Origin of the sequence: Acidovorax sp. HMWF029 (assembly GCF_003060895.1) — a bacterium.
In the GTDB taxonomy this organism is placed as follows: domain Bacteria; phylum Pseudomonadota; class Gammaproteobacteria; order Burkholderiales; family Burkholderiaceae_C; genus Acidovorax.
This window is the reverse complement of record NZ_QAIH01000286.1, coordinates 1,231-22,465: the sequence shown is the minus strand read 5'-3', so window position 1 is coordinate 22,465 and position 21,235 is coordinate 1,231. Positions and strand designations below refer to the sequence as shown.

Annotated in this window: 13 protein-coding genes; all 13 read right to left on the bottom strand. The window is 66.3% G+C overall.

All coding sequences use genetic code 11. The features are described 5' to 3' along the window. On the bottom strand, nucleotides 1-718 hold a 718-nt coding region (locus DBR12_RS20055; RefSeq protein ID WP_369861693.1), incomplete at its 3' end, for a plastocyanin/azurin family copper-binding protein. A gap of 11 nt (nucleotides 719-729) precedes the next feature. Next, nucleotides 730-1,188, bottom strand: coding sequence for a group 1 truncated hemoglobin (locus DBR12_RS20050; protein WP_108618843.1), 459 nt, complete (start codon nucleotides 1,186-1,188; stop codon nucleotides 730-732). 12 nt (nucleotides 1,189-1,200) lie between these two features. Beyond that, on the bottom strand, nucleotides 1,201-2,151 hold the full coding sequence (locus tag DBR12_RS20045; protein ID WP_108618842.1) for a DUF3034 family protein: 951 nt from the start codon (nucleotides 2,149-2,151) through the stop codon (nucleotides 1,201-1,203). A 397-nt stretch (nucleotides 2,152-2,548) separates the two neighbouring features. Further along, nucleotides 2,549-3,340 carry an anti-sigma factor domain-containing protein gene (locus tag DBR12_RS20035; protein ID WP_108618841.1) on the bottom strand — a complete coding sequence of 264 codons (792 nt, stop codon included), beginning with the start codon at nucleotides 3,338-3,340 and terminating at the stop codon, nucleotides 2,549-2,551. Nucleotides 3,341-3,356: 16 nt separating this feature from the next. Then, nucleotides 3,357-3,932, bottom strand: a complete 576-nt coding sequence (locus DBR12_RS20030) for an RNA polymerase sigma factor (RefSeq protein WP_108618840.1) — start codon at nucleotides 3,930-3,932, stop codon at nucleotides 3,357-3,359. A gap of 148 nt (nucleotides 3,933-4,080) precedes the next feature. Then, entirely contained in the window at nucleotides 4,081-5,244 is a 1,164-nt protein-coding gene (locus DBR12_RS20025) for an alpha-hydroxy acid oxidase (protein WP_108618839.1), read from the bottom strand. A 243-nt stretch (nucleotides 5,245-5,487) separates the two neighbouring features. Beyond that, complete coding sequence (locus DBR12_RS20020) at nucleotides 5,488-7,770, bottom strand: diguanylate cyclase domain-containing protein (protein ID WP_108618838.1); 2,283 nt, start codon at nucleotides 7,768-7,770, stop codon at nucleotides 5,488-5,490. Nucleotides 7,771-7,854: 84 nt separating this feature from the next. Next, nucleotides 7,855-10,254, bottom strand: coding sequence for a penicillin-binding protein 1C (pbpC, locus tag DBR12_RS20015; RefSeq protein WP_108618837.1), 2,400 nt, complete (start codon nucleotides 10,252-10,254; stop codon nucleotides 7,855-7,857). A gap of 26 nt (nucleotides 10,255-10,280) precedes the next feature. Then, nucleotides 10,281-10,706, bottom strand: a complete 426-nt coding sequence (locus DBR12_RS20010; RefSeq protein ID WP_146185583.1) for a hypothetical protein — start codon at nucleotides 10,704-10,706, stop codon at nucleotides 10,281-10,283. Between the two features lie 64 nt (nucleotides 10,707-10,770). Then, nucleotides 10,771-16,764, bottom strand: coding sequence for an alpha-2-macroglobulin (locus DBR12_RS20005; protein WP_108618835.1), 5,994 nt, complete (start codon nucleotides 16,762-16,764; stop codon nucleotides 10,771-10,773). A gap of 421 nt (nucleotides 16,765-17,185) precedes the next feature. Continuing rightward, entirely contained in the window at nucleotides 17,186-18,580 is a 1,395-nt protein-coding gene (locus DBR12_RS20000; RefSeq protein ID WP_233244951.1) for a diguanylate cyclase domain-containing protein, read from the bottom strand. 183 nt (nucleotides 18,581-18,763) lie between these two features. Continuing rightward, nucleotides 18,764-19,753 (bottom strand): Bug family tripartite tricarboxylate transporter substrate binding protein, encoded by a 990-nt coding sequence (locus DBR12_RS19995; RefSeq protein WP_108618833.1) that lies wholly within the window; start codon nucleotides 19,751-19,753, stop codon nucleotides 18,764-18,766. Nucleotides 19,754-19,794: 41 nt separating this feature from the next. Next, nucleotides 19,795-21,235, bottom strand: a 1,441-nt coding sequence (argH, locus tag DBR12_RS19990; protein WP_233244949.1) for an argininosuccinate lyase, incomplete at its 5' end; no start/stop codon positions are given.

Below are 21,235 nucleotides of genomic sequence, written 5' to 3'. Positions count from 1 at the left end.
GGCTATACCCCCCCATCGGCCCCCCAGGCGTACCGGACGGAGCAGGCCCTGCCGGCGGCGCACGGCGCACGCGCGGCACCACGCTCAGTTGCACGGTGTCCAGCACCGGCCCCGGCACCACGTTCAAGGCCTTGCGCGGCAAATCGATCAATTGCTCGGCATGCCACACCCGCACCTGCGCGGGGCCGTCCGGCACGCCGGGAAAGCGGGCGATGCCATCGGCATCGGTCTTCAGCGTCCAGCCTGAATCCGTCACAAACACATGGCCGCGCATCGATCCGTGCAGGTGGCACGACAGCAGCACCACCCCCGGCGTATCGAGCTTGACTTCGGCGGAGTTGGCAGGCTTGCCGTCGGCCTTGCCCGCCAGGCGCAGTTCAAAACCTGTGTTGGCTGTACCCGCCGCAGCCGCCAGGCCCGCCGCCGCGCCGCGCACATGGTGGTCCCAGCGGTCCTGGTTGGTGAAGCGCACCGTGGCACCGGGCTCGACCACCGTGACGGCGGGCACGAAGCGCATGCGTTCCTGCTCGATGGTGGGGTTGGCCTGCAGCAGGCTAGGCGGTGTGCTGGCTGCCCCCGCAGCGCCACCGGGGTAGACCACCACCACGGCTTCGGGCACAGGCTTGCCGTCGCGGTCCAGCACCTGGATTTGAACGTTTCCGGCGCTAGCGCTTAGCCATAAAGCGCTAGCAGCTACAAAAATAATAGTATTTTTCATGGTGTCATTGTTCAGCGGACGGTGATCACATCGCGGTGCATGGGCGCCAGCAGGGCAAGCAGGCGGTTTTGCTGGGCGAACGGTATGCCCTGGGCATCCATGGCACTTTGCAGCACCTCGACCAGGGCGTTGAAATGGCCCTTGTTGATGTCCATGTCGGCATGGGCCGATTTCATGTCAGCGCCTTCATATTTGCAAGGGCCGCCGCTCAACTGGCAGATCTGGTCGGTCAAGCTTTCCTTGAGGGCGGCGGGCTTTACGTCCTTGAAGTGGCCACCGATGCGTGGGTCCACCACCAGGCGGTTCACAAAATCGTCCATCAGGCGGGTGATGCCAGGCTTTTCACCCAGGGCCTGGTACAGGCCTGCGGGTGCTGTGGCCGTTACCGCGCTGGTCTGTGCAAAGGCTGGCTGGGCCAGCAGGCAGCCCAGGGCGATGGCAAGGGCAATGAGGGTTTTGGGGTGGGTCATGGATAAATCTCTTCAGAAAGCGACTTGGGCCGACAGGTAGTAGCCCGTCTGGCGGCGGTGGTGGGTGATGCCGGGCACGATGCGGCCCAGGTCCACATAGGCCAGCGTCAGAGACAGGTTCTTGCTGGGCGCCCAGGCGATGAAGATGTCTTTCCAGTCGTCCTCGCGCAGCGCGGCGCCCAGGCCGGCGGCGGCGCCCAGCGCCTGCAGGTTGTTGGGTTTGAAGCGGACTTCGGCGCCCACGGCCAGGTTCTTTTGGATGAGGTACGCCACCGAGAACTCCGGCTGCAGGCTGCGGCGGTTCTTGCCGGGTGCGGCAGCGCCAAAGCCCAGCAGGCCGTTCTGGTTGGCGTTGGTGGAGCGCAGCGTGCCGTTGACCAGCAGGCTCTGCGCCAGCAGCAGCTTGGTGGCGCTCACGTACACATCGGTGCCGCTGGTGTGGGTGCCCAGAAAGTCGAGCACCGACCCGATGGAGCCGGGGCGCACGCGCTTGTGCTCCAGCCCCACGGCGATCTGCGGCATCCAGCTGTCGCTGTTGAGCACGGCATCACCCGCCACCTTGAGCTTGACGCCCACCACATCCATCTGGATGTGCTGCCCTGGCGTGACGCCAAACGGCGCAATGCCATTGAGCGCGACGGCGGGCGATGCGTCAAAGTCCTGCCGCGCCAGCGACAGCTCCACCCGGTCATGCACGCCCACGGCCACGCCATAGCCGCTGAGGCCGTAGTCCTGCGTGGCGGCACGGGTGACATAGCCGGAAAAGCCCACCTCGCCTTCGGTGGCGTTGCTGCCGATCACCGCCCAGGGGGTGAGACCGCCACCGGCCGACCCTGCGATGGTGCTGACGCCGCCCGTGAGCAGCAGCTTGCCCGTGTCTGCGTGGGCCATGCTGGTGGTGGCAAGGGCCAGCGCTGCGGCAGAAGCCTGCAGGGTGATGAAGAAAGGGGGCCTGGGGGTCATCGTGGTCTCCGGTAAAGCTACGGGGGTAAGAGCCTGTTCAAAGTCTTTTTGGAGTCACACAAGGTCCTTGCCGGGATGGGGTGCTAGGCGCGGTGCGCAGCCAATAGCTCGTGCTATTGGCAAGCTTTGCTCCGCCGCAGACCGCCCGGCAAGGCACTTGCCCCAAGGGTTGGAGTGAAATCGGGCGATTGGAAGCCCCGGCTGCTTGCATGGGCACGAGCCCATGCGGCGCACCCAAGGCATCCACTCATCCCGATTGCACTCCAATGTGATCTCCAAAAAGACTTTGAACAGGCTCTTAGAAGTTGGTGCAACTTACATACGGCCGCCGATGCCCGACGGATTCACGATTTCCGAAATTTTCTGGCGGGGCTGCGCTGGCCCGCCAGCGCAGCGGTCACAACATCCGCTGAATCAGCTCGCCCTTGAACAGCACCGGCCCGGTAGGTCCGGTCTCGCTGGGCACGCCGCCCTTGGGCTCCAGGCTGATGGCCAGGGTGGGCACCTGCCGCACATCCGCCTCGCCAGCGGCCAGCGTGAGCAGCTTGTCGTGCCCCAGCACCCCCAAGGAACGGGGGCCGCCCGCAGGCGGCAGCGCCCACAGCTGCAGCGACTTGTCCGCGCCCTCTTGAAAGCCGCCCACGCGCTGCAACACCAGCTGGTTGTTTTTGGGGTCGAAGGTGACCAGCATGGACGCGGCCGCCTTGTCGTCGGCCAGTACGGCCACGTACTGGATCTGGGGCGTGGCCTGCAGTTGTTGCTCCAGTGCGGCAATCTGCGCGCCAGTGGTGGCACGCAGACCGCCGTTGACCTGCACCCCCACCACCACCGCCGCCAGCGTGGCGATGGCACCCGCAGCCGCCGCGCCGCGCCACACCAGCAGGTTGCGCCACCAGCCCCCCTGCGCCGCTGCCGCATCCGGCAAGCGCGCAGCCTGCAGGGCCGCTGCAGCCTTGTCGGCCTGTACGAGGTTGTCAATGCGCGTCCACACGGCAGGGGCAGGGTCGATGGCGGGCTGCAGCTCGGTCAGGCCCGACCAGCGGGTCTGCCACACCAGGGCGGCGGCGCGCACGGTGGCGTGGTCGCGGGCCAGGGTTTCAAAACGGCGGCGGGCGCCGCCGCGCAGCGTGCCCAGGGTGTAGCTGGCAGCCAGGCGGTCGAGCAGGTCGGGGTGTTGGGTGATGTTCATGGTGGACCTTCCGTGCTCAGGCGTACCGCGCCATGCAGGTGCGCAATTGCTCCAGCCCCCGGCGTATCCAGGTCTTGACGGTGCCCAGCGGCAGCCTGAGCTGCTCGGCCAGCTCGCCGTGGCTCTGGTCGCGCAGGTAGGCCAGGCTGACCACCTCGCGCTGTTTGTGGTCGAGCTTGCCCAGGCAGTGGTGCAGCGCAAACGACTGTTCGCTGGCATCGGCCGTGTCCATGGGGTTGGGCGAATCGCCCTCCAGCGTCTGGGCCAGTTCGTCGTCCAGTTCGTTCATCAGGTCCGCCCGGTCGCTCGTGCGCTTGCGCAGCGCGTCCAGCGCCCGGCTGCGCACGATCAGCCCCATCCACGCCATGGGCGGGCTCAGCGATGCGCGGTAGTTGCCGGCGCCGCGCCAGATGCTCAGGAAAGCCTCCTGCAGCACGTCCTCGGCCACATCGCGGTTGCGAACAATGCGCAAGGCCAGGCCAAAAAGCGGCGAAGAGGTGCGCTCGTACAGCTTTTTCAGCGCGGAGTCATCCTGCGCGGCGATGCGATCAAGGAGGTCCATCAGGTCGCGGTCTGGTTGGAGGGTGCTCATGCGCCCATTCTCTGGGATGGATCGGGTTTCAAGGACTTGCGGGGCTTTGCTGTAGCTCAATACGCCACAAAAGGGAGGATGGATTCACCGGGAAGCCAGAAACAACAAAGGCCGCAGCGCGGCCTTTGCAAGGGCGAGTCGGCAAGACTCAGGTCGGATAGGTGCCTGGCAACAGAATGGAGCGGTCCACTGTGTTGATGTTGGTGTGGCCGCAGAACGCCATGGTGATGTCCAGCTCCTTCTGGATGATCTGCAGCGCGCGCGTCACGCCTGCCTCGCCATACGCCCCCAGGCCGTACAAGAAACTGCGCCCGATCAGCGTGCCCCGCGCCCCCAGCGCGCGGGCCTTGAGCACATCCTGCCCGCTGCGGATGCCGCCATCCATCCACACCTCGATGTCTTTGCCCACCGCTTCGGCAATGCCGGGCAGCGCGGCGATGGAGGACGGCGCACCGTCGAGCTGGCGGCCGCCGTGGTTGCTGACGATGAGCGCGTCGGCACCGCTGTTGACGGCCAGGCGCGCGTCTTCGGCGTCCATGATGCCCTTCAGGATCAGCTTGCCGCCCCAGCGCTTCTTGATCCACTCCACATCGCCCCAGTTGAGCTGGGGGTCGAACTGCTCGGCCGTCCAGGACGACAGCGACGACAAATCGCCCACGCCCTTGGCATGGCCCACGATGTTGCCAAAGCTGCGGCGGCGGGTAGCCAGCATGCCCAGGCACCAGCGCGGCTTGGTGGCCAGGTTGATGAGGTTGGCGATGGTGGGTTTGGGCGGGGCCGACAGGCCGTTCTTGATGTCCTTGTGACGCTGGCCCAATATCTGCAAATCCAGCGTGAGCTGCAGCGCCGAGCAGTTGGCGGCCTTGGCGCGGTCGATCAGGCGCTCGATGAAGTCGCGGTCGCGCATCACATACACCTGGAACCAGAAGGGGTGGCGGCCCGTGTGCTCAGCAATGTCCTCGATGGAGCAGATGCTCATGGTCGAGAGCGTGAACGGGATGCCAAACGCCTTGGCCGCCTTGGCGCCCAGGATCTCGCCGTCGGCATGCTGCATGCCGGTGAGGCCGGTAGGCGCAATGGCCACGGGCATGGCGACATCCTGGCCGACCATGGTGGTGCGGGTGCTGCGGCCCTCCATGTTCACGGCCACACGCTGGCGCAGCTTGATGCGCTGGAAGTCGCTTTCGTTGGCGCGGTAGGTGCCCTCGGTGTACGAACCTGAATCGGCATAGTCGTAGAACATGCGCGGCACACGGCGCTGGGCAATGGCTCGCAAGTCTTCGATGCAGGTGATTTTGGACAGGTCAGGCACGCGGGCTCTCCAGGGTGGGAATTGCGCCAGATGGTAGGCGCTGGGGCATCGGCCAGCCATCAAAATTATTTCGATGGGCTGCAACAAATTTTCAGCGCTGTAGCCTAGAGGCGGCGCGGCGGTGGTGCTCCATCAAGCAAAAATGCCGTTACCGCGCAATGGATATGCCCTTAATGCTACTAACCTTATAGCAAATCGCGCGCACTGCGCACTGCGCACTGCGCATTGCTCACTACGCGCCCCTCACCCCTGGGCGCCCACCGGCACATCGGGCAGCACGACCTCGGGCTCCACGTCATGGCCCCGGTAGAGCATGAAGCGCATGCGGCCGCCGCGCTTGGCGGCGTACATGGCGCTGTCCGCGTGGCGCGAGAGCGCATCGAAGGTGTCGCCATGCTGCGGGAACAGCGCAATGCCACCGCTGAGCCCCACCCGCATGGGCTCGCCAGCCAGCTCGAAAGGCACATCGCAGGACGCCAGGATCTTGCGCGCCACGCCGCGAGCGGGCTCAGCACCTTCCAGGCCGGGCAGCAGCACCACAAACTCGTCGCCACCCTGGCGGCACACGGTGTCGGATGCGCGGACGGCGGCCTTCAGGCGCTGGGCAAAATGCACCAGCAGCACATCGCCCACATCGTGGCCCAGACGATCATTGACCTCCTTGAAACCATCGAGGTCCAGGTACATCACGGCCAGCGACTTGCCGTCGCGCCGCGCCTGGGCAATGGCCAGCTGCGCACGGTCATGCAGCAGCACGCGGTTGGGCAGGTCAGTGAGTGCGTCGTACTGCGCAAGATGCGCCATGCGCTCGGCCATGCCCACGGCCTCGGTCACATCGCGCAGCACCGCCACCGCACCCTTCACGGCGCCGAGGCGGTCGGTGATGGGGCTGGCGGTTTCCTCTACCTGAAAACGCTGGCCGCTGCCGCGGTGCATCACCACGCCCCGCACGGCCTCCATCGCGGCGCCTTGCTGGATGGCCATGCGCAGGGCACTGGGTAGCAGGGCGTCGTTGTCCGGGCTGCGCAGGCAGACGACTTCATCCACGTTGTGCCCCGCCGCATCAAAGGCCTGCCATCCCGTCAGGCGTTCGGCCGCCGGATTGAGGTAGGTCACGAAGCCCCGGGCGTCCGAGCAGACCACGGCATCACCAATGGACTGCAGTGTGAGGCGCACGCGCTCCTTTTCATCGAACAGCTCGTCCTCCATGCGCTTGCGCTCAGAGATGTCGGTGGTCTGCATAAAAATGCCGCGTACGGCGCTGCCATCGGTATCGGGCACGTACGAGACGATGATGTGGCGTGACACGCCGTGCACATCCTGCAGGGTGTTCTCGAACAGCTGCGGCTCGCCCTGCAGCGCGCGCTCCAGAAACGGCTTGTTGGCCGCAAAACGCTCAGGCCCCACCAGCTCGCGGAAATGCATGCCCCGCAGCCGCTCGGGCTCGATGCCGAACCAGTCAAAGTGCGACTTGTTGGCAAAGCGGTTGAGCAGCTGGGCGTCCCAGTAGCCGATCATGGACGGCATGCTGTTGAGGATGGTGCGCACATCGTGCTCGGCCTCGCTGAGCCGGGCAGCCACTTTCTGGCGCAGGGTCAGCTCGCGCACAAACAACATGGCCAAACCCAAGCAGGCGGCCATCAGCAGCACGGCAAAACCGCCCAGCCACAATGAGCTGCGGTACCACTTGCCCAGAATGGTATCGGTGGCCTGGGCCACGTTGATGATCAGCGGAAACTCACCCACATGCCGAAAGGTATACAGACGCTCGACGCCATCGAGCGCCGCCGACCCCACGAATGAGCCATTGCGATCCTTTTGAAAGCGCACCATGTTGGGGGAGCCGGCAATCGTCTTGCCCACGTCCATGTCGCCGTAAGGGAAACGCGAGATCACAGTGCCATCGCTACGAAACAGGTTCACACCGCTGCTGGGGCCCATGTCCAGCGTCCCGAAGAGCTCATTGAAGTAGCTCAGGCGCACGGCCCCCACCACCACACCCGCAAAACGGCCGTCGGCATGGAAGTAAGCACGCGACAGGGGCAGGATGTTGAGCCCCGTGATGCGCGATGGCACGGGTTTGCCGACGTACAGACCCTGATGTCCGTCTTGCTTGAACGCCCCGAAGTAGTCCCGGTCCGCCAGATTGGTCTTGCGCGGCGTCAGCGAGCCTGAGTCAAGGATGACATTGCCCTGAACATCGAGCACCAGTACATCCGCCACACCCCGGGCGCGCAGGGAGTTGTCGAATACCACCCGTGCGCGCAACTCGGGGGGCAAGCTCCATACCTCGGGGCGGCTCACCTCGCTGACCACCCCCTCCAGCGACTTGTCAAACGACTCGAGCACCCAGCCCAGACCCTGCTCCAGGGTCTGCACCAGGTTGGCATTGGTCTGCGCGGCGTAGTTCCACTCATCCTGGCGGATGGTCCAGACCGAGCGTGCGAACAGCGCTCCGATCCCCAGGGAGACCAACACAGCAAGCCAGATCAGGCGATGCGAAAAAAACTGGCGCAAAAAAGGCATAGAAATAATTTGTAACCATTTTAGGCGACCGGTGTTCGGGCACTGAATGGACAAATCACACCGTATTCCTCGGTTTTGGGTGCGTCAATGCGCAGAAGACCTGATCGGGGCAGCCGCAGTGCCAGCCGCCACGCCTGCCCCTCTCACCTCGATGTGAATCTCATCCAGCACCCCCCCCTGGGCGTTGGTGATCTGCACCACATGCCGACCCGGCCAGGGCAGCCAGGCCACACGCGGCCCCCGGCCCAGCGGTTTTCCATCCATGCGCCAGAGCAGCCCTTCGCCCGTGGCAGTGAACTGCAGGCGCTGTCGCGCGGGGGGGATGTCCGGGTCCAGCGCAATGATGGTGCCGGGCGCAGGCGCGGTGATGCGGGCGGGGCCGGTGGGGGCCTCTGCCGTCTGTACCGGTAATCTTTTGAAGCTTTTTTGGCCTTCTGCGCGCGATGGATATGCCTTTTCAGCTATTGAATCGATAGCAAAAAAGGCCTGCTGCGTGCCTTGCAGAAACCATTCATCGCGCGTGGCCTCCAGCGGCGGGCGATGTTCGGGCGCGCCTGCGTGCATGTCGCCCATCGCGGGCCCAGGGCCAAACTGCACCCTGGCCTCAAGCAGGCTCGCCGGGGCCTTGGGGGCGCGGCTGGGCTCGCGTGTGTGCAAAAAACCCATCACCGCCGACCAGATCGGCGCGGCCCCACTGGTGCCGCTCACATCGTGCATAGCGGCGCCGCTGGCGTTGCCCACCCACACGCCCACGGTGTAGCGCTCGGACCAGCCCACGGCCCAGTTGTCGCGCATGTCCTTGCTGGTGCCGGTTTTCACGGCCGTCCAGAAGCGGGTGGCCAGCACGCTGTCGGTGCCGAAGGTGCGGGCGCGGGCGTTGCCATCCGAGAGGATGTCTCCCACGATGAAGGCCGCGCGCGGGTCCAGGGCCGCTGTGAAAGCGGGAGCCCGGCCTTGCCCAGGCGCAGCCAGCGCCACCGGGCTGAGCCGCCCGCCGTTAGCCAGCGTGCGGTAGGCATTGGTCAGGTGCAGCAACAGCACCTCGGGGCTGCCCAGCGCCAGGCTGTAGCCAAAATAGTCGCCGCCTTCGCGCAGCGGCAGGCCCACCGTGCCCAGCTGCCGGTGAAACGCATCGGGCGTGACCATGACCAGCGTGCGCACCGCAGGCACGTTGAGCGACGCCGCCAGCGCCGTGCGCACTGACACCCAGCCCTTGAACTGGCGGTCGTAGTTCTGCGGGATGTACAGGCCGCTGGCGGTAGCAATGTGTGCGGGCGAGTCATCGACCAGCGAAGCCGCCGTCAGCCGCCGCTCGGCAATGGCCTGCGCATACAAAAACGGCTTGAGGGTGGAGCCCGGCTGGCGCAATGCCAGCACGCCATCGACCTCGCTGGCCTGACTCAGCTGGCCCGACGACCCCACCCAGGCCAGCACCGCGCCCGTGGTGTTGTCCAGCACCAGCACGGCGCCGTCTTCCACATTGCGCCCGCGCAGTTCGCGCAGGTGCTGCTGCAGGGTCTGCACGGCAAAACGCTGCAGCGGCGCCCGCAGGGTGCTGGGCACGCGCTCGGGCACAGCACCGTCTTTGCCAAAGCGCTGGCGCAGCAGGTAGCGGGCGAAGTGCGGGGCCACGCCCTCGCTCGCGTCGAACGCACGGCGCTGCAAGGCGGCGGTGGTGAACAGGTCCAGCGCCTCGCAGTCCACCGCCGAAACAGCTGCTGGTGCGGCTGCCGGGGCTGCGCCTTTGGCACGCCGGGGCGCTGCGCCAGCACTGCTGCCCTGCATATCGCGCAGCACCCCGCACGCCCGTTGCGCCACCAGCGCGGGCCGTGCATTGGGCGCGCGCACCAGCGCTGCAGCTACGGCCGCCTCGCGGTCGTCCAGACCATGGGCGGCCTTGCCAAACAGCGTGCGGCTCAGCGCGTCGATGCCCACCAACTCGCTGCGAAACGGCACAAGATTGAGGTAAGCCTCCAGAATCTGGTCCTTGCGCCAGCGCCGGTCCAGCACCTGGGCGGCCACCGTCTGCCCCAGCTTTTGCACCACGGTGCGCCCGCCCGGGCCCTGGCGCCAGTCGCCGTCGAGCAAACCGGCCAGCTGCATGGTGATGGTGCTGGCGCCGCGTGTGCGCTGGTTCCACAGGTTGCCCCAGGCAGCGGCTGAGGCGGCGCGCCAGTCCACCCCGCTGTGCTCAAAAAAACGCTTGTCCTCGCTCAGCACCAGGGCCGTGCGCAGCGCGGGCGACACATCGGCGAGTTGCACCCACTGGCCTCGCCGCACGGTGTTGTCGGTGCGCAGGCGCTGCAGCACCTCGCCTTCGCGGGAGAGGATCTCTGTGTCTGAGGGACGAAAGTCGGCACGCACCTCATCAAAGCTGGGCAATGCCCGGACAGCAGGCGCAAACAAAGTCGCCAGCACCGCAGCGGTCACACTCGCCCACACACCGGGCTTTGAAGCGGCGAAGCGGGCCTTCACTGCCACCATGGCGACACGATGCTGCACAAGACGACCTAGATGAACTGGGCCCACAGCTTGCCCAGATACCCGAGGACGCAGCCCACCAGGACTCCGAGTGCGATGCCCTCAAAAGACGCCCCCAGCATGACGGCAATGGCGGCGCCCGCAGCAGCCCCCGTGACTATGCGAATGCGAGCCCCTGAGCGCACATATGTTTTGCGGGTTTCCGTGACGACAATGACCGCCAGGAACACGCCCACCACCAAACCCAGGGGCAAAAGCAATAGCACCGACCGGGCGTCGCCTGCGTCTGCGTGGCCCACCAACAAGCTCAGGGCCAGCAGCAGGCTGATCGTAAGAACGCTACCAGTATCGGTGCTGAACAGCCAGAGCAGCCCGCGCCAGCGAGGGCGGCGAGGCTCGGCGGCGGGGACCGAGCCCCGATCCGCGGGCTGGCGCCGCCTGATGCGTTGCTTCATGCCCATCACTGCACCCGTCCGAAAGACGCCGTGCTACCCACACGCCGCGTGCACGGTAAACCCGTCATCGCACGGCCTGCACCTTCACCCGCGCATTGGGCACCTCGCCAAACATCTCGGGCGCATACATGGCCTCCACGCGGCTCGGCGGCAGGGCAAAGTCGCCCACGTTGTTCAGGCGCACGGTGTATTCCATCTTGACCGTGCCCTTGGGCAGGTATTCGTAGTAGCTGCGGAAGGCCTCGAAGCTGCGCTCCTCGAACGCGGGCCAGCCCGCGCCACTGCGGGCCTTTTCGCCCTGTGTGGCAATGGCTGAATCCCGGCCCAGGCCGCTGCCCAGGATGGTGGCGCCGCCCGGAATCGGGTCGGTGATGGCCACCCAAGTCATGTCGGCGCTGGCGTTCACCTCCAGCGTCACGCGCAGCACATCGCCGCGCGTGTACTGGCCTGCGGGCAGCGACTTGTTGGCCTGTTCCACGGGGGTCACTGTCTTGGTGATGCTGTACCCCGCTGCAAACGGCGCCTTGAGCTGCACGGCCGCCACCGACTGCAGCGTGAGCCATGGCTTGCCGGGGCCCTGGTGCGCCACGGACAGGTTCTCCTTGCCACCGGCTTTGCCCCAGGCCAGGAACATGTCGTTGTTCTTGAGATTGCCGGGCGATGCAGGCGCGCCGAACCAGGTCGTCTGGTGCGCGGCGCCGGTGGCGTCACTGGTCTTCACGCGCTCGACCTTGCTCCAGTCCACGCTGGCGGTGTTGCCGCCCATGCTGGCCTTGGTGGTGCCCGACACCGGCACGGCCTCGAACTTGGCGCTGAATTTCTCCAGCGCCAACCCGCCCCACAGGTTGGCCGTGGTGGTGTGCCAGGCACCGGCCTGCTGGCGGCTGATGAAGCCGTTGGCCAGGCGGCCCATGTCGTCCTTCCAGGCCGGGTCGTCCATCACCGCCAGCATCAGGCGTGCGGTGTTCACGTCGCCGTTCTGCATCAGCCACCACCAGTAGTCGTCCTGCTCGGTGCTGAAGATGAGCTTGGTGCCCTGGAACGACAGGCGCGCGCGCAGGATCTGCAGGGCCTCGGCCAGGCGCTTGTCGCGCTCGGGCACATCGGCCACGCGCTTGAGCACATTCACCCAGTCGATCACCGTGTGCGTGGGCCACTGGTTGGGCGCGATGGTGATGCTGCTCACCATGCGGCCCTGGGCCTTGCCGTAGCGCGAGAGGGCTTCGAGCGCTGCCACCTTGCGCATGTCCAGGTCCTTGCGGGGGCTCCAGAAGTCTCGCTGGATACGGCCTTCCACAAACGCGATCAGGCCACGCTCCATGGGCGCACGGGCGGTGTCGGGCAGTGCAAACGCGGGGTTGATGCTGGCCGCTTCGTGCGTGGCCGCCAGCACGTAGGCCGTGAGCGTGTCACTGCCGCGGTTGGCATCCCCATCGCGCGGCGGGAAGTAGTTGGCCAGGCCGTCGCTGTCGAGGTAGGTGGGCAGCTGCGCCACCACGGTCTGCCACAGCGCACCGTCGCGCAGGCCCACGGCCTTGCTGGTCTTTTGTTCCAGGCAGGCAAACGGGTAGCGAGCCCACCAGTCGCGCACTCCCGGCAGGCCCTCGGCCAGCTTGGGCTGCAGCGACATCTTGAGGCCGCCCCGGCCAGGGATGGCGTCCGCTGGCGGGTTCACGTCCAGGTTGAAGCTGCCGTCCACCTGCACCAGCGTGGCCTGCTGCACCGTGAGGGGCACGGCGGGAATCAGCTTCTGGCGGGCCTTGAGCGCATCGCGGGCACCGCCCACTGTGTCCTTGGCCTCGATCTCCCACAGGATGGCCTGGGCACGGGTCTGCGCCAATTGCGCGGGCGCTGTCACGTTCCAGGCCACTTCACGCGCTTCCTCCGGCGGGATGTCGATGGTCTGAGGCTTCAGGTCGAGCAGCGTGGCGCGCGGGGCTACCTCCACCTTCATCGCCGTCTTGGTGGTGTTGCGCAGCGTGATCTGCGCGCGGAACTGATCGTCCTCGCGCACCAGAGGCGGCAGGCCGCTGATGATCTGCAAGTCCTGCGTGGCGCGGATGCTGGTGCTGCCGGTGCCAAACAGCCCGGTGGACGCATCCGCCACCGCCACGATCTTGAAGGTGGTCAGGGCATCGTTCAGCGGCACCGTCACCTTGGCCTGGCCGTTGGCGTCAAGCTTGAGCGCGGGCTCCCACAGCAGCAGGGTGTCGAGCAGCTCGCGCGTCTGCGCCCGGCCCCCGCCACCGCCCGCAGGCACGGCCTTCTTGCCGTAGTGGCGCCGACCGATGATTTCCATCTGCGCGGTCGATGTCTCCACGCCCCAGCTGCGGCGCTGCAGCATGGCTTCGAGCAGGTTCCAGCTGGTGTTGGGCATCAGCTCCAGCAGCGCCTGGTCCACGGCGGCCAGGGCCACCTCGGCATTGGCGGCGGGCTTGCCGCCGGGCAGCGTGGCGGTGATGGTGACCTGGGCCTTGCCACGCACGGAGTAGCTTTCCTTGTCGGCCTGCACCTTCACGTCGATCTGGTGGGCCTGCGTGCCCACGCGGATCTCGGCCAGGCCCAGGCGGTAGGCGGGCTTGGAGAGGTCTACCAGCGCCGTGGGTGCCTGGTATTCACGGCCTTCGTACCAGAAGGATGTCCACCACTCGCGCGGCGACTTGAAGCCCCAGGTGAAGAAGCTGTACCACGGCACCTCGCGCAGGCGGCCGCGCAGGGCCAGCACGCTCACGTACACGTTGGGGCCCCACTCGGGCTGGATCTTGAGGCTGACCGTGGGGTCCTGCCCGTTGAGCTGCACCACCTGCGTGTCGATGATGCCTTCGCGCTCCACCGCCACCAGGGCCGTCGCAAAACGGAACGGCATGCGCACCTGGAACTTGGCGGTCTCGCCGGGCTGGTAGCTTTTCTTCTCGGGCAGCAGGTCGATGCGGTCGTGGTCTTCACCGCCAAACCACAGCTCGCCCTGTCGCGTGACCCACACCGACGAAGCGGCCACGCTGGTGTTGCCGTCCTTGTCGGTGGCGGTGACTACCAGTTCCACCTCGCCAGGTTCGTCGAGCTTGGATTCGCACAGCAGCAGTCCGCGTGCATCGCTCTTGCCGCTGCACAGCGTGCCCAGGTCTTTGGTCTCGGTCTGGTTGTCGTAGCTGTAAAAGCCGCCCACCATGCGCTTGCGCGTGGTGGTGGTGATGCGTGCAATCGCCTTCACCTGCAGCGAGGTATCAGGCGCAGGCTTGCCCGTGTGCTGCAGCGCCAGCGCCTGGAAGCGGATCTTCTGGCGGGCCGACACCCAGCCCTCGGTTTTGATACCCGCCACCACACCGGCGGGCCACAGCGTCTGCGTGCTGCGGAGGGTCTGCACCTCGCCATTGGGGTCGGCATAGGTGGCCTCCATCACCAAATCCTGCGGCTGGCGGGCCTGGGGCACGTTGTCGATGGTGACCTTGCCCGCACCGTCCTTATTGAGCGTGAGCGGCAGCTTGTCGGCAATCACCCGCGCGTCCTGGCTGGCCGTGGCTTCTTCGTCGTCGCTGCTGGCGTTGGACTGATCGCGCTTGCGTGGCGGGTTGAAGCTGAACGTTTCGTAGTCGCTGTACTGCAGGGTTTTGCCGCGCACCATGGCCGACACGCGCACCGGCAAGTTGGCCGCGCCGCCGCCGGCCACGTAGTTGATCTGCACATCGGTGGGCACCGAGCGCACACGCACCAGGGCTTTTTTCTCGACCGGGGTGATGCGCCCCTCCAGCACCGGCAGACGGAACTCCTCGACCCGGAACGAGCCCGACGCCAAACTGCCGTTCACCGTGCCATTGCCTCCCAGCTCAACCTGGTACACACCCAGCTTGGCGGAAGGCGGAATGGCAAAGGTGCTTTGCGCACTGAGCCCCCCGGTGGCCGTGCCACGCCACACCAGGGGCTGGGTGAACTGCTGGCCACTGCCCAGGTGGGTGATGACAAGGGTGTCGGGGCGCGATGCGGACAAGGCAAAGCCCTGGCGTGTCTCGGCGCGCAGGAGGTGCTTCATCGACACGGTTTCGCCTGCGCGGAACAGGGTGCGGTCAAAGATGGTGTGGGCACGCTCGTCCGGCGAGGGAGTCCGGCTGGTGGGCACATTGAAGCGCCAGGGCTCAATGCCGCGCTGCCAGTCGCTCCAGGTGAAGGCCATGTCCTCCACACCATCGCCGCCCTTGTGGCGCGCGCTCACAAAGTACGACTGGCCTCCATACTCTTCCGCGTCGGAGTAGCAGCTGGGCGGCTCGGACGACAGCCCTTCAATGCGGGCCACGCCCTGGGCATCGGTGCTGGCCGTGCCCACCTCGTTGCCCCGGCAGTCCGACACGCGCACCTGGGCGCCCTGTACGGGCTGGCCCTTGTCCAGGGTGGTCACCCAGGCCATGGCGTTCTCGCGGCCCAGCTTGAAGTGCACGCCCAGGTTGGTCACCAGGGCCGAGGTGCGCACATACATCGTGCGGCCTTCGCCATGGCGGTCGTCCAGCAGCGAGGCGCCGAGCTTTTGCGATGCGATCTCCACCACATGAAAGCCGGGCGGCAGCGGAATGCCCACCACCTCGAACGGGCGCGGGTCGTTGCTCGCAGGTTTGGGCAAGTCCAGCGTCTTCACGCCGCCCTTGCCCGCCAGCAGCGACAGCATGCGCGTCTGCACATGGCTGCGGTCTTCGTCCAGCACCTTGGGCAACGGGCCGGTCACGTCCTGGCGGGCCTGCTTGCGGTCGACCAGGTAGTTGTCATAACGCTTGACCTTGCGGAACCAGGCAATGATCTCGGCGTCGGTGCCGGGCCGGAGCGTGCTGACCTTGCCCGCCGGGGCAGCCGCGCCGGGCGTGCCCGGCTGCAGGCCCTGCACGCGCAGGGCGGCCTCCACATTGCGCAAGGTCACCGGCAGCAGCGCGGGTGGCTTGTCCGACGCGGGGCCTTCGGCAAAACGCTCGACGATGCCAAACGGCGCCGCCGCAAACTTGGCCAGGGGCGGCATGCCGCCGGTGGCCACCTTGAGCGGAAAACTCTCCGCATTGCGCAGCGGGCGGCCCGAGGCGTCCTTGAAGTCCTTGGGCAGCTCCAGCGTGAAGGCCGTGTTTTCGGCCAGCGGCGCGGCAAACTGCACGCTGTTGACCAGCGCATCACCCTTCTGGCTTTCGATGCCGCCATCGGTCTGGGGCTTGAGGGTTTCCTTGGCCGACTTGAGGCGGATGGCCGTGGCCAGGCTGCGCGGCACCGGCGTGTTGAAGGACAGCTGCAGCGGGCGGATGGGCAGGCAGGCGGCCTGGGCGTTCTCGCGTTCGCAGCTGAATTCGGCCGAAAACGGCTCGCGCACCTTGAATTCGAAACGTTTTTCCACCGTGTTGGCCACGCCGCTGGGCGTGACCACGCCCTTGCCAAACACGAGTTGCATGCGCGAACCCGAGGTGAAGCGCCGGTTGCAAGCCAGCGTGGCGTACTGCAATGGCTCCTTCGCCGCGCTTTTTTCCAGCCCCAGCGCTTTCAGGATTTCGGTGCGCTGCGCGCCCTCGACCAAGCGGACCGGAATGCGCTCGCCCACGCCCTCCGCCGTGCACCACACATGGCTCTGCACGCTGGCCACCGTGGCCGGGCCGTTGAGCTGCAGCACAAAGAACTGCTCTTCGTCGATCTGTTCGTAGGTATTGGGGCGGATGACCTGCACAAACGGTCCACCGCTATTGAATTGATAGCTTTTAACGCCCGCCAGATCCGCGCCAAGGGCCGATTTGAACCCTGATTTGACAGTGGCGGTGCAGCGCACGCCGGGCGGCAGATCGCGCTCGAAGTCGAACACCCATTCGCGCTCGCCCGTCCAGCGGCCCGTGCCCTTGGTCGCGCTGGCGTCGCTGCAGCTCAGGGTCAGCGGCGCCGGGGCCTTGGGGTCGCCAAAGTTGACGGCAGCGGCATCGAACTTGGCCACCACCTGGCGCACCTGCGCCACTTCGCCTTGCGGCGAGAAGCTGGTGATCTGCAGGGCCTGCGCCCCCCAGGCCACCAGCGACAGGCTGGCCGCCAGCATCCATTGTTTTTTGTTCATTTTTCCCCTCCGAAGGAACCAGGGCGGACGTCCCCAGCGGCCCCGTGCGGGGAAGGGGAATCGCACGACCTGCGAGCGTATCAAAACGGAACCACCGCCAGCGCAGCGTTGCAAGCGCTTACGTATGATGGGGGGCGCAGAGCCGCAACCCAGGCCGTCCCCCATGGACAGTTGCGCCCAAAGTGCGCACTGACTCGGACAGCCTGTCCAAGCTGCTGCATTGCACTCCCCAAGACCCAGCGCACGGGCCACGCCAGTCACACATCCAGGCGCCGGGCCTGCCCGCAGTACTTCCCGCACCCGAGCCAGGGAAGAAGATGGGTCACGGCCAGGGCAGCACACCTCGGGCAGAACCCCACGTGGCCCCGCACTGAAGAAAAACCGCCGGAACGAGGCCCGAAGGCACCCAATCCCCCGTGGGTCAGGCAAGCGTCGCCGTGGCGCCCCCCGGGGCATCAGCCAGCGTGACCAGGCCCTTGCCCCCGCGTTTGCTGGTGTAGAGCGCACGATCGGCACGGTCCATCAGCGCAGGCAACGCCTCCACAGCAGGCCCCTGGAACAACGCCACCCCGATGCTGGCGCCAATCAGCACATGCTGACCACTGTCGAGACCGATGGGCACAACCAGTTCTGCGAGCACCTTGTGAGCCATTTCCATGGCGACCTCGGGCGAGGCCACTGCATTGAGCACCAGTGCAAACTCATCTCCGCCCAGCCGCGCTGCCGTGTCATTGGCACGTGCCAGACCCGAGAGGCGCTGCGCCACGCGCACCAGCACTTGGTCGCCACTGCCATGCCCCTGGCTATCGTTGACGGCCTTGAAGCCGTCCAGATCCACCAGCAGGAGCGCACCAGCGCGGTGATCGCGATAGGCCGCCAACGTCGCCTGCGACAGGCGGTCCTCAAACAAGCGGCGGTTGGGCAGCCCTGTGAGGCGGTCGTGGCTGGCCAGTGCCAGCACCTGCTGGTGGGCCCTTACCAGCCGCGCACTTAGAAGGCCCAGCACCAGCGCAAACGCATAGGCCAGCATCACCACCAGTGTGGGCGCACGGCCTGCCGCAGCCCAGCCCCCAACGGGCACGGCCCCCAGGATCCAGCTGCCGCCGCCGGGCAGCGGCACATCGAGTGTGGCGGGTGCCTCGTCAAACAACTGTGGGCGCCCAATGAACACCGCGCCCTGCGCCCCCATGGCGTCCAGGCCCCGTGCCGCCACCTGGAAGCCCATCTGCTCTGCATTGAGACCCACATCGGCAAACAAGGTGTCGGCATTGACCGTGAGCGACACAATGCCCCAGTACTGCGGCCCACCCACGGGCGGCCGCTCAGGCGGGTGGGCCAGAAACACCGGCGTGCGACTGATGATGCCCAGCCCGCCCTGCACCAGGGTGATAGGCCCCGCAACCACCGTCCGGCGGGACTGGATGGCCCGCTCCACCGCGCCGCGTTGCTGGGGATTGTCGAGATAACGCAGGCCGATGGCACGCTCGTTGCCCACGCGGGGGTAAACATCGGCAATCACGTTGTCGGGCGCCAATGCCAGGTTGCGGATGTTGCGCTGGTGCTCCAGAAGGCGGCCCACCACGGTGGCAAAAACATCGGGGGCCATGCTGCCTTGCGCGGCGATGAAGGCCGCCACCGTCTCAGGCACCGACAAGGTGCTTTGGAGTTGTCGGTCCAGCCGGTCGCGGATCTGCAGCAGATGGCTTTGCGCCTGGGCAGCGATCTCGGCACGTGCCTTGGTGTGTGAGATGTCAATGACCACCCAGGCCAGCAGCGCAGCCAGCGCACCGCTGCATGCCCCCACAACAAGGGGCAAGGACCGATGCTGTATCCAGTTAGAAGGAAGACGGCTGGCGGGCATGGTGAAAGAATGAGTGCAAAAAAGATGCGCCCCCGCACACCCGAACTGCGCGTGGAGCGCGGAGGCCGGGCACAGCATACGCGAATGAAGCCGGAGAGCGGCAGCCCTCCAGCCTCTGCACCGCCAGCCCGGGCCTGTTTACTGCGCTACAAAACCGCTGGTCTTGATGATGCGCGTCCAGGCCTCGGTATAGGCCTTCTCACGCGTGGCCAGTTGCAGGGGCGACATGTGGCCCACGGCCAGGCCCATGGCGGTGAGATGTTCGCGCACATCGGGCTGCGCCACAACCCTGGCCAGCGCATTCGAAAAGTCGTTGATGAACTTCTGCGGCGTGCCGGTGGGCGCGTAGATGCCATAGTAAGGAAGGTCTTCAAAACCCTTGAGGCCCATTTCGTCAAACGTGGGCACGTCAGGCATAGCAGCCTGGCGCTTCGTCCCCAGCACACCCACCACGCGCACCTTGCCTGCCTTGTGGTTCTCCATGAAGTCCTGCACCGAAGCCACACCTGCACTGATCTGGTTACCCAGCATGTCGGCCATCATGGGCGCGCTGCCGCGGTAGGGTGCCGAGACCAGGTCCAGCTGGTACTTCTGCCCGATCAGCTTGACCAGAAACTCCGGCGTGGACGCAGGGGCGGGAATGCCCACCGCCCCCTTGCCACCGCCAGACGCCTTGACCCAGCCCACGTACTCGGAGAACGACCTCGCAGGAGTGCCGCCCGACACGGCAAACGCGTTCACAAACGTGGCAAAACCGCCAACGGCCACGAAGTCACGCGCCGGTTCGTAGCCAGGGTTCTTCACCACCTGGGGCAGGATGGAGATGGTGTGGTCGTGGGTAAGGAACAGCGTGGTGCCATCGGGCGCCGAGGCCTTGAGCGCCTGCGCAGCGATCTGGCCGCCCGCGCCAGGGCGGTTTTCAACCACCACGGGCTGGCCCAGCTCGTCCTTGAGTTTTTCGGCCAGCGTGCGTGCAATGGCGTCGGTCCCACCACCGGGCGGAAAGCCCACCAGCAGGCGGATGGGCTTGGGAGCCTGGGCACAGGCCAGCCCCACGGTCAACGCGGCACCCGCCAGGGCGCCGGTACGCAGAAGGCGGGACAGCAGGCTGCGACGGGAAGTTGTCATACAAATATTCCAGGATAGAAGGTCAAGAGACGGCGCACATGTCAGGCCAGACGAGCGCGATGCCGCGCCAACTGCGCTCGCACCTGCGCAGGGGCCGTGCCGCCCAGCGTGTTGCGGGCGTTGAGCGAGCCGCGCAAGCTCAGGCACTCGTACACATCCTTCTCGATGGCGGGGTGAAAACCCTGCAGCACCGTCAACGGCAGCTCCGACAGGTCGCACGCGTGCGAGGTGGCGGCCTTCACCGCGTGGGCCACGGTTTCGTGCGCGTCGCGGAAGGGCAAGCCCTTTTTCACCAGGTAGTCGGCCAGGTCGGTGGCCGTGGCGTAGCCCTTGAGCGCGGCCTGCTCCATGGCCTGCGCGTTCACGGTGATGCCACCTTCCTTTTTGCCCGTGGCGGGGTTCAGCTGACCGCCCACCATTTCGGCAAAGATGCGCAGCGTGTCCTTGAGCGTGTCCACGGTGTCGAACAGCGGCTCTTTGTCTTCCTGGTTGTCCTTGTTGTAGGCCAGGGGCTGGCCCTTCATCAGGGTGATCAGGCCCATGAGGTGGCCGACCACGCGGCCGGTCTTGCCGCGTGCGAGTTCGGGCACGTCGGGGTTCTTCTTCTGCGGCATGATCGAGCTGCCAGTGGTGAAGCGGTCGGCAATCTTGATGAAGCCGAAGTTCTGGCTCATCCAGATGATGAGTTCTTCACTCAAGCGGCTCACGTGCACCATGCACAGGCTGGCGGCGGCGGTGAATTCGATGGCGAAGTCGCGGTCGCTCACGGCGTCCAGGCTGTTCTGGCATACGCCGTCCATCCCGAGCGTCTTGGCCACGCGCTCGCGGTCCAGCGGGTAGGTGGTGCCAGCCAGCGCTGCGCTGCCCAGCGGCAGCACGTTGGTGCGGCGGCGTACGTCGGCCATGCGCTCGGCGTCGCGCTTGAACATCTCTACATAGGCCAGCATGTGGTGGCCAAAGCTCACGGGCTGGGCCACCTGCAGGTGGGTGAAGCCAGGGAGGATCACCTCGACGTTCTGCTCAGCCACATCGACCAGGGACACCTGCAGCTCTTTAAGCAGGTCACCAATCAAATCAATCTCGCCGCGCAGCCACAGGCGCACATCGGTGGCCACCTGGTCGTTGCGGCTGCGGCCGGTGTGCAGGCGCTTGCCAGCGTCGCCCACCAGCTGGGTCAGGCGGGCTTCGATGTTCAGGTGAACGTCTTCCAGGTCCAGCTTCCACTCAAAAGCGCCGGATTCGATCTCTTGCGTGATCTGCGCCATGCCGCGCTGGATGGAGGCGTGGTCTTCGGCACTGATGATGCCCTGCGCGGCCAGCATCTCGGCATGCGCAAGGCTGCCTGCAATGTCGGCCTGCCACAGGCGCTTGTCGAAGAACACGCTGGAGGTGTAGCGCTTGACCAGGTCGCTCATGGGCTCGGAAAACAACGCCGACCAGGCCTGGGCCTTGGTGTCGAGCTGGTTGTGGGACGGCGCAGAG

Coding starts and splice junctions, on each gene's coding strand:
- DBR12_RS20035 (WP_108618841.1), bottom strand. CDS start 3,340: ATGAACATCACCCAACACCCCGACCTGCTCGACCGCCTGGCTGCCAGC.
- DBR12_RS20010 (WP_146185583.1), bottom strand. CDS start 10,706: ATGAAGCAACGCATCAGGCGGCGCCAGCCCGCGGATCGGGGCTCGGTC.
- DBR12_RS20045 (WP_108618842.1), bottom strand. CDS start 2,151: ATGACCCCCAGGCCCCCTTTCTTCATCACCCTGCAGGCTTCTGCCGCA.
- pbpC (WP_108618837.1), bottom strand. CDS start 10,254: ATGGTGGCAGTGAAGGCCCGCTTCGCCGCTTCAAAGCCCGGTGTGTGG.
- DBR12_RS20030 (WP_108618840.1), bottom strand. CDS start 3,932: ATGAGCACCCTCCAACCAGACCGCGACCTGATGGACCTCCTTGATCGC.
- DBR12_RS19995 (WP_108618833.1), bottom strand. CDS start 19,753: ATGACAACTTCCCGTCGCAGCCTGCTGTCCCGCCTTCTGCGTACCGGC.
- DBR12_RS20050 (WP_108618843.1), bottom strand. CDS start 1,188: ATGACCCACCCCAAAACCCTCATTGCCCTTGCCATCGCCCTGGGCTGC.
- DBR12_RS20020 (WP_108618838.1), bottom strand. CDS start 7,770: ATGCCTTTTTTGCGCCAGTTTTTTTCGCATCGCCTGATCTGGCTTGCT.
- DBR12_RS20005 (WP_108618835.1), bottom strand. CDS start 16,764: ATGAACAAAAAACAATGGATGCTGGCGGCCAGCCTGTCGCTGGTGGCC.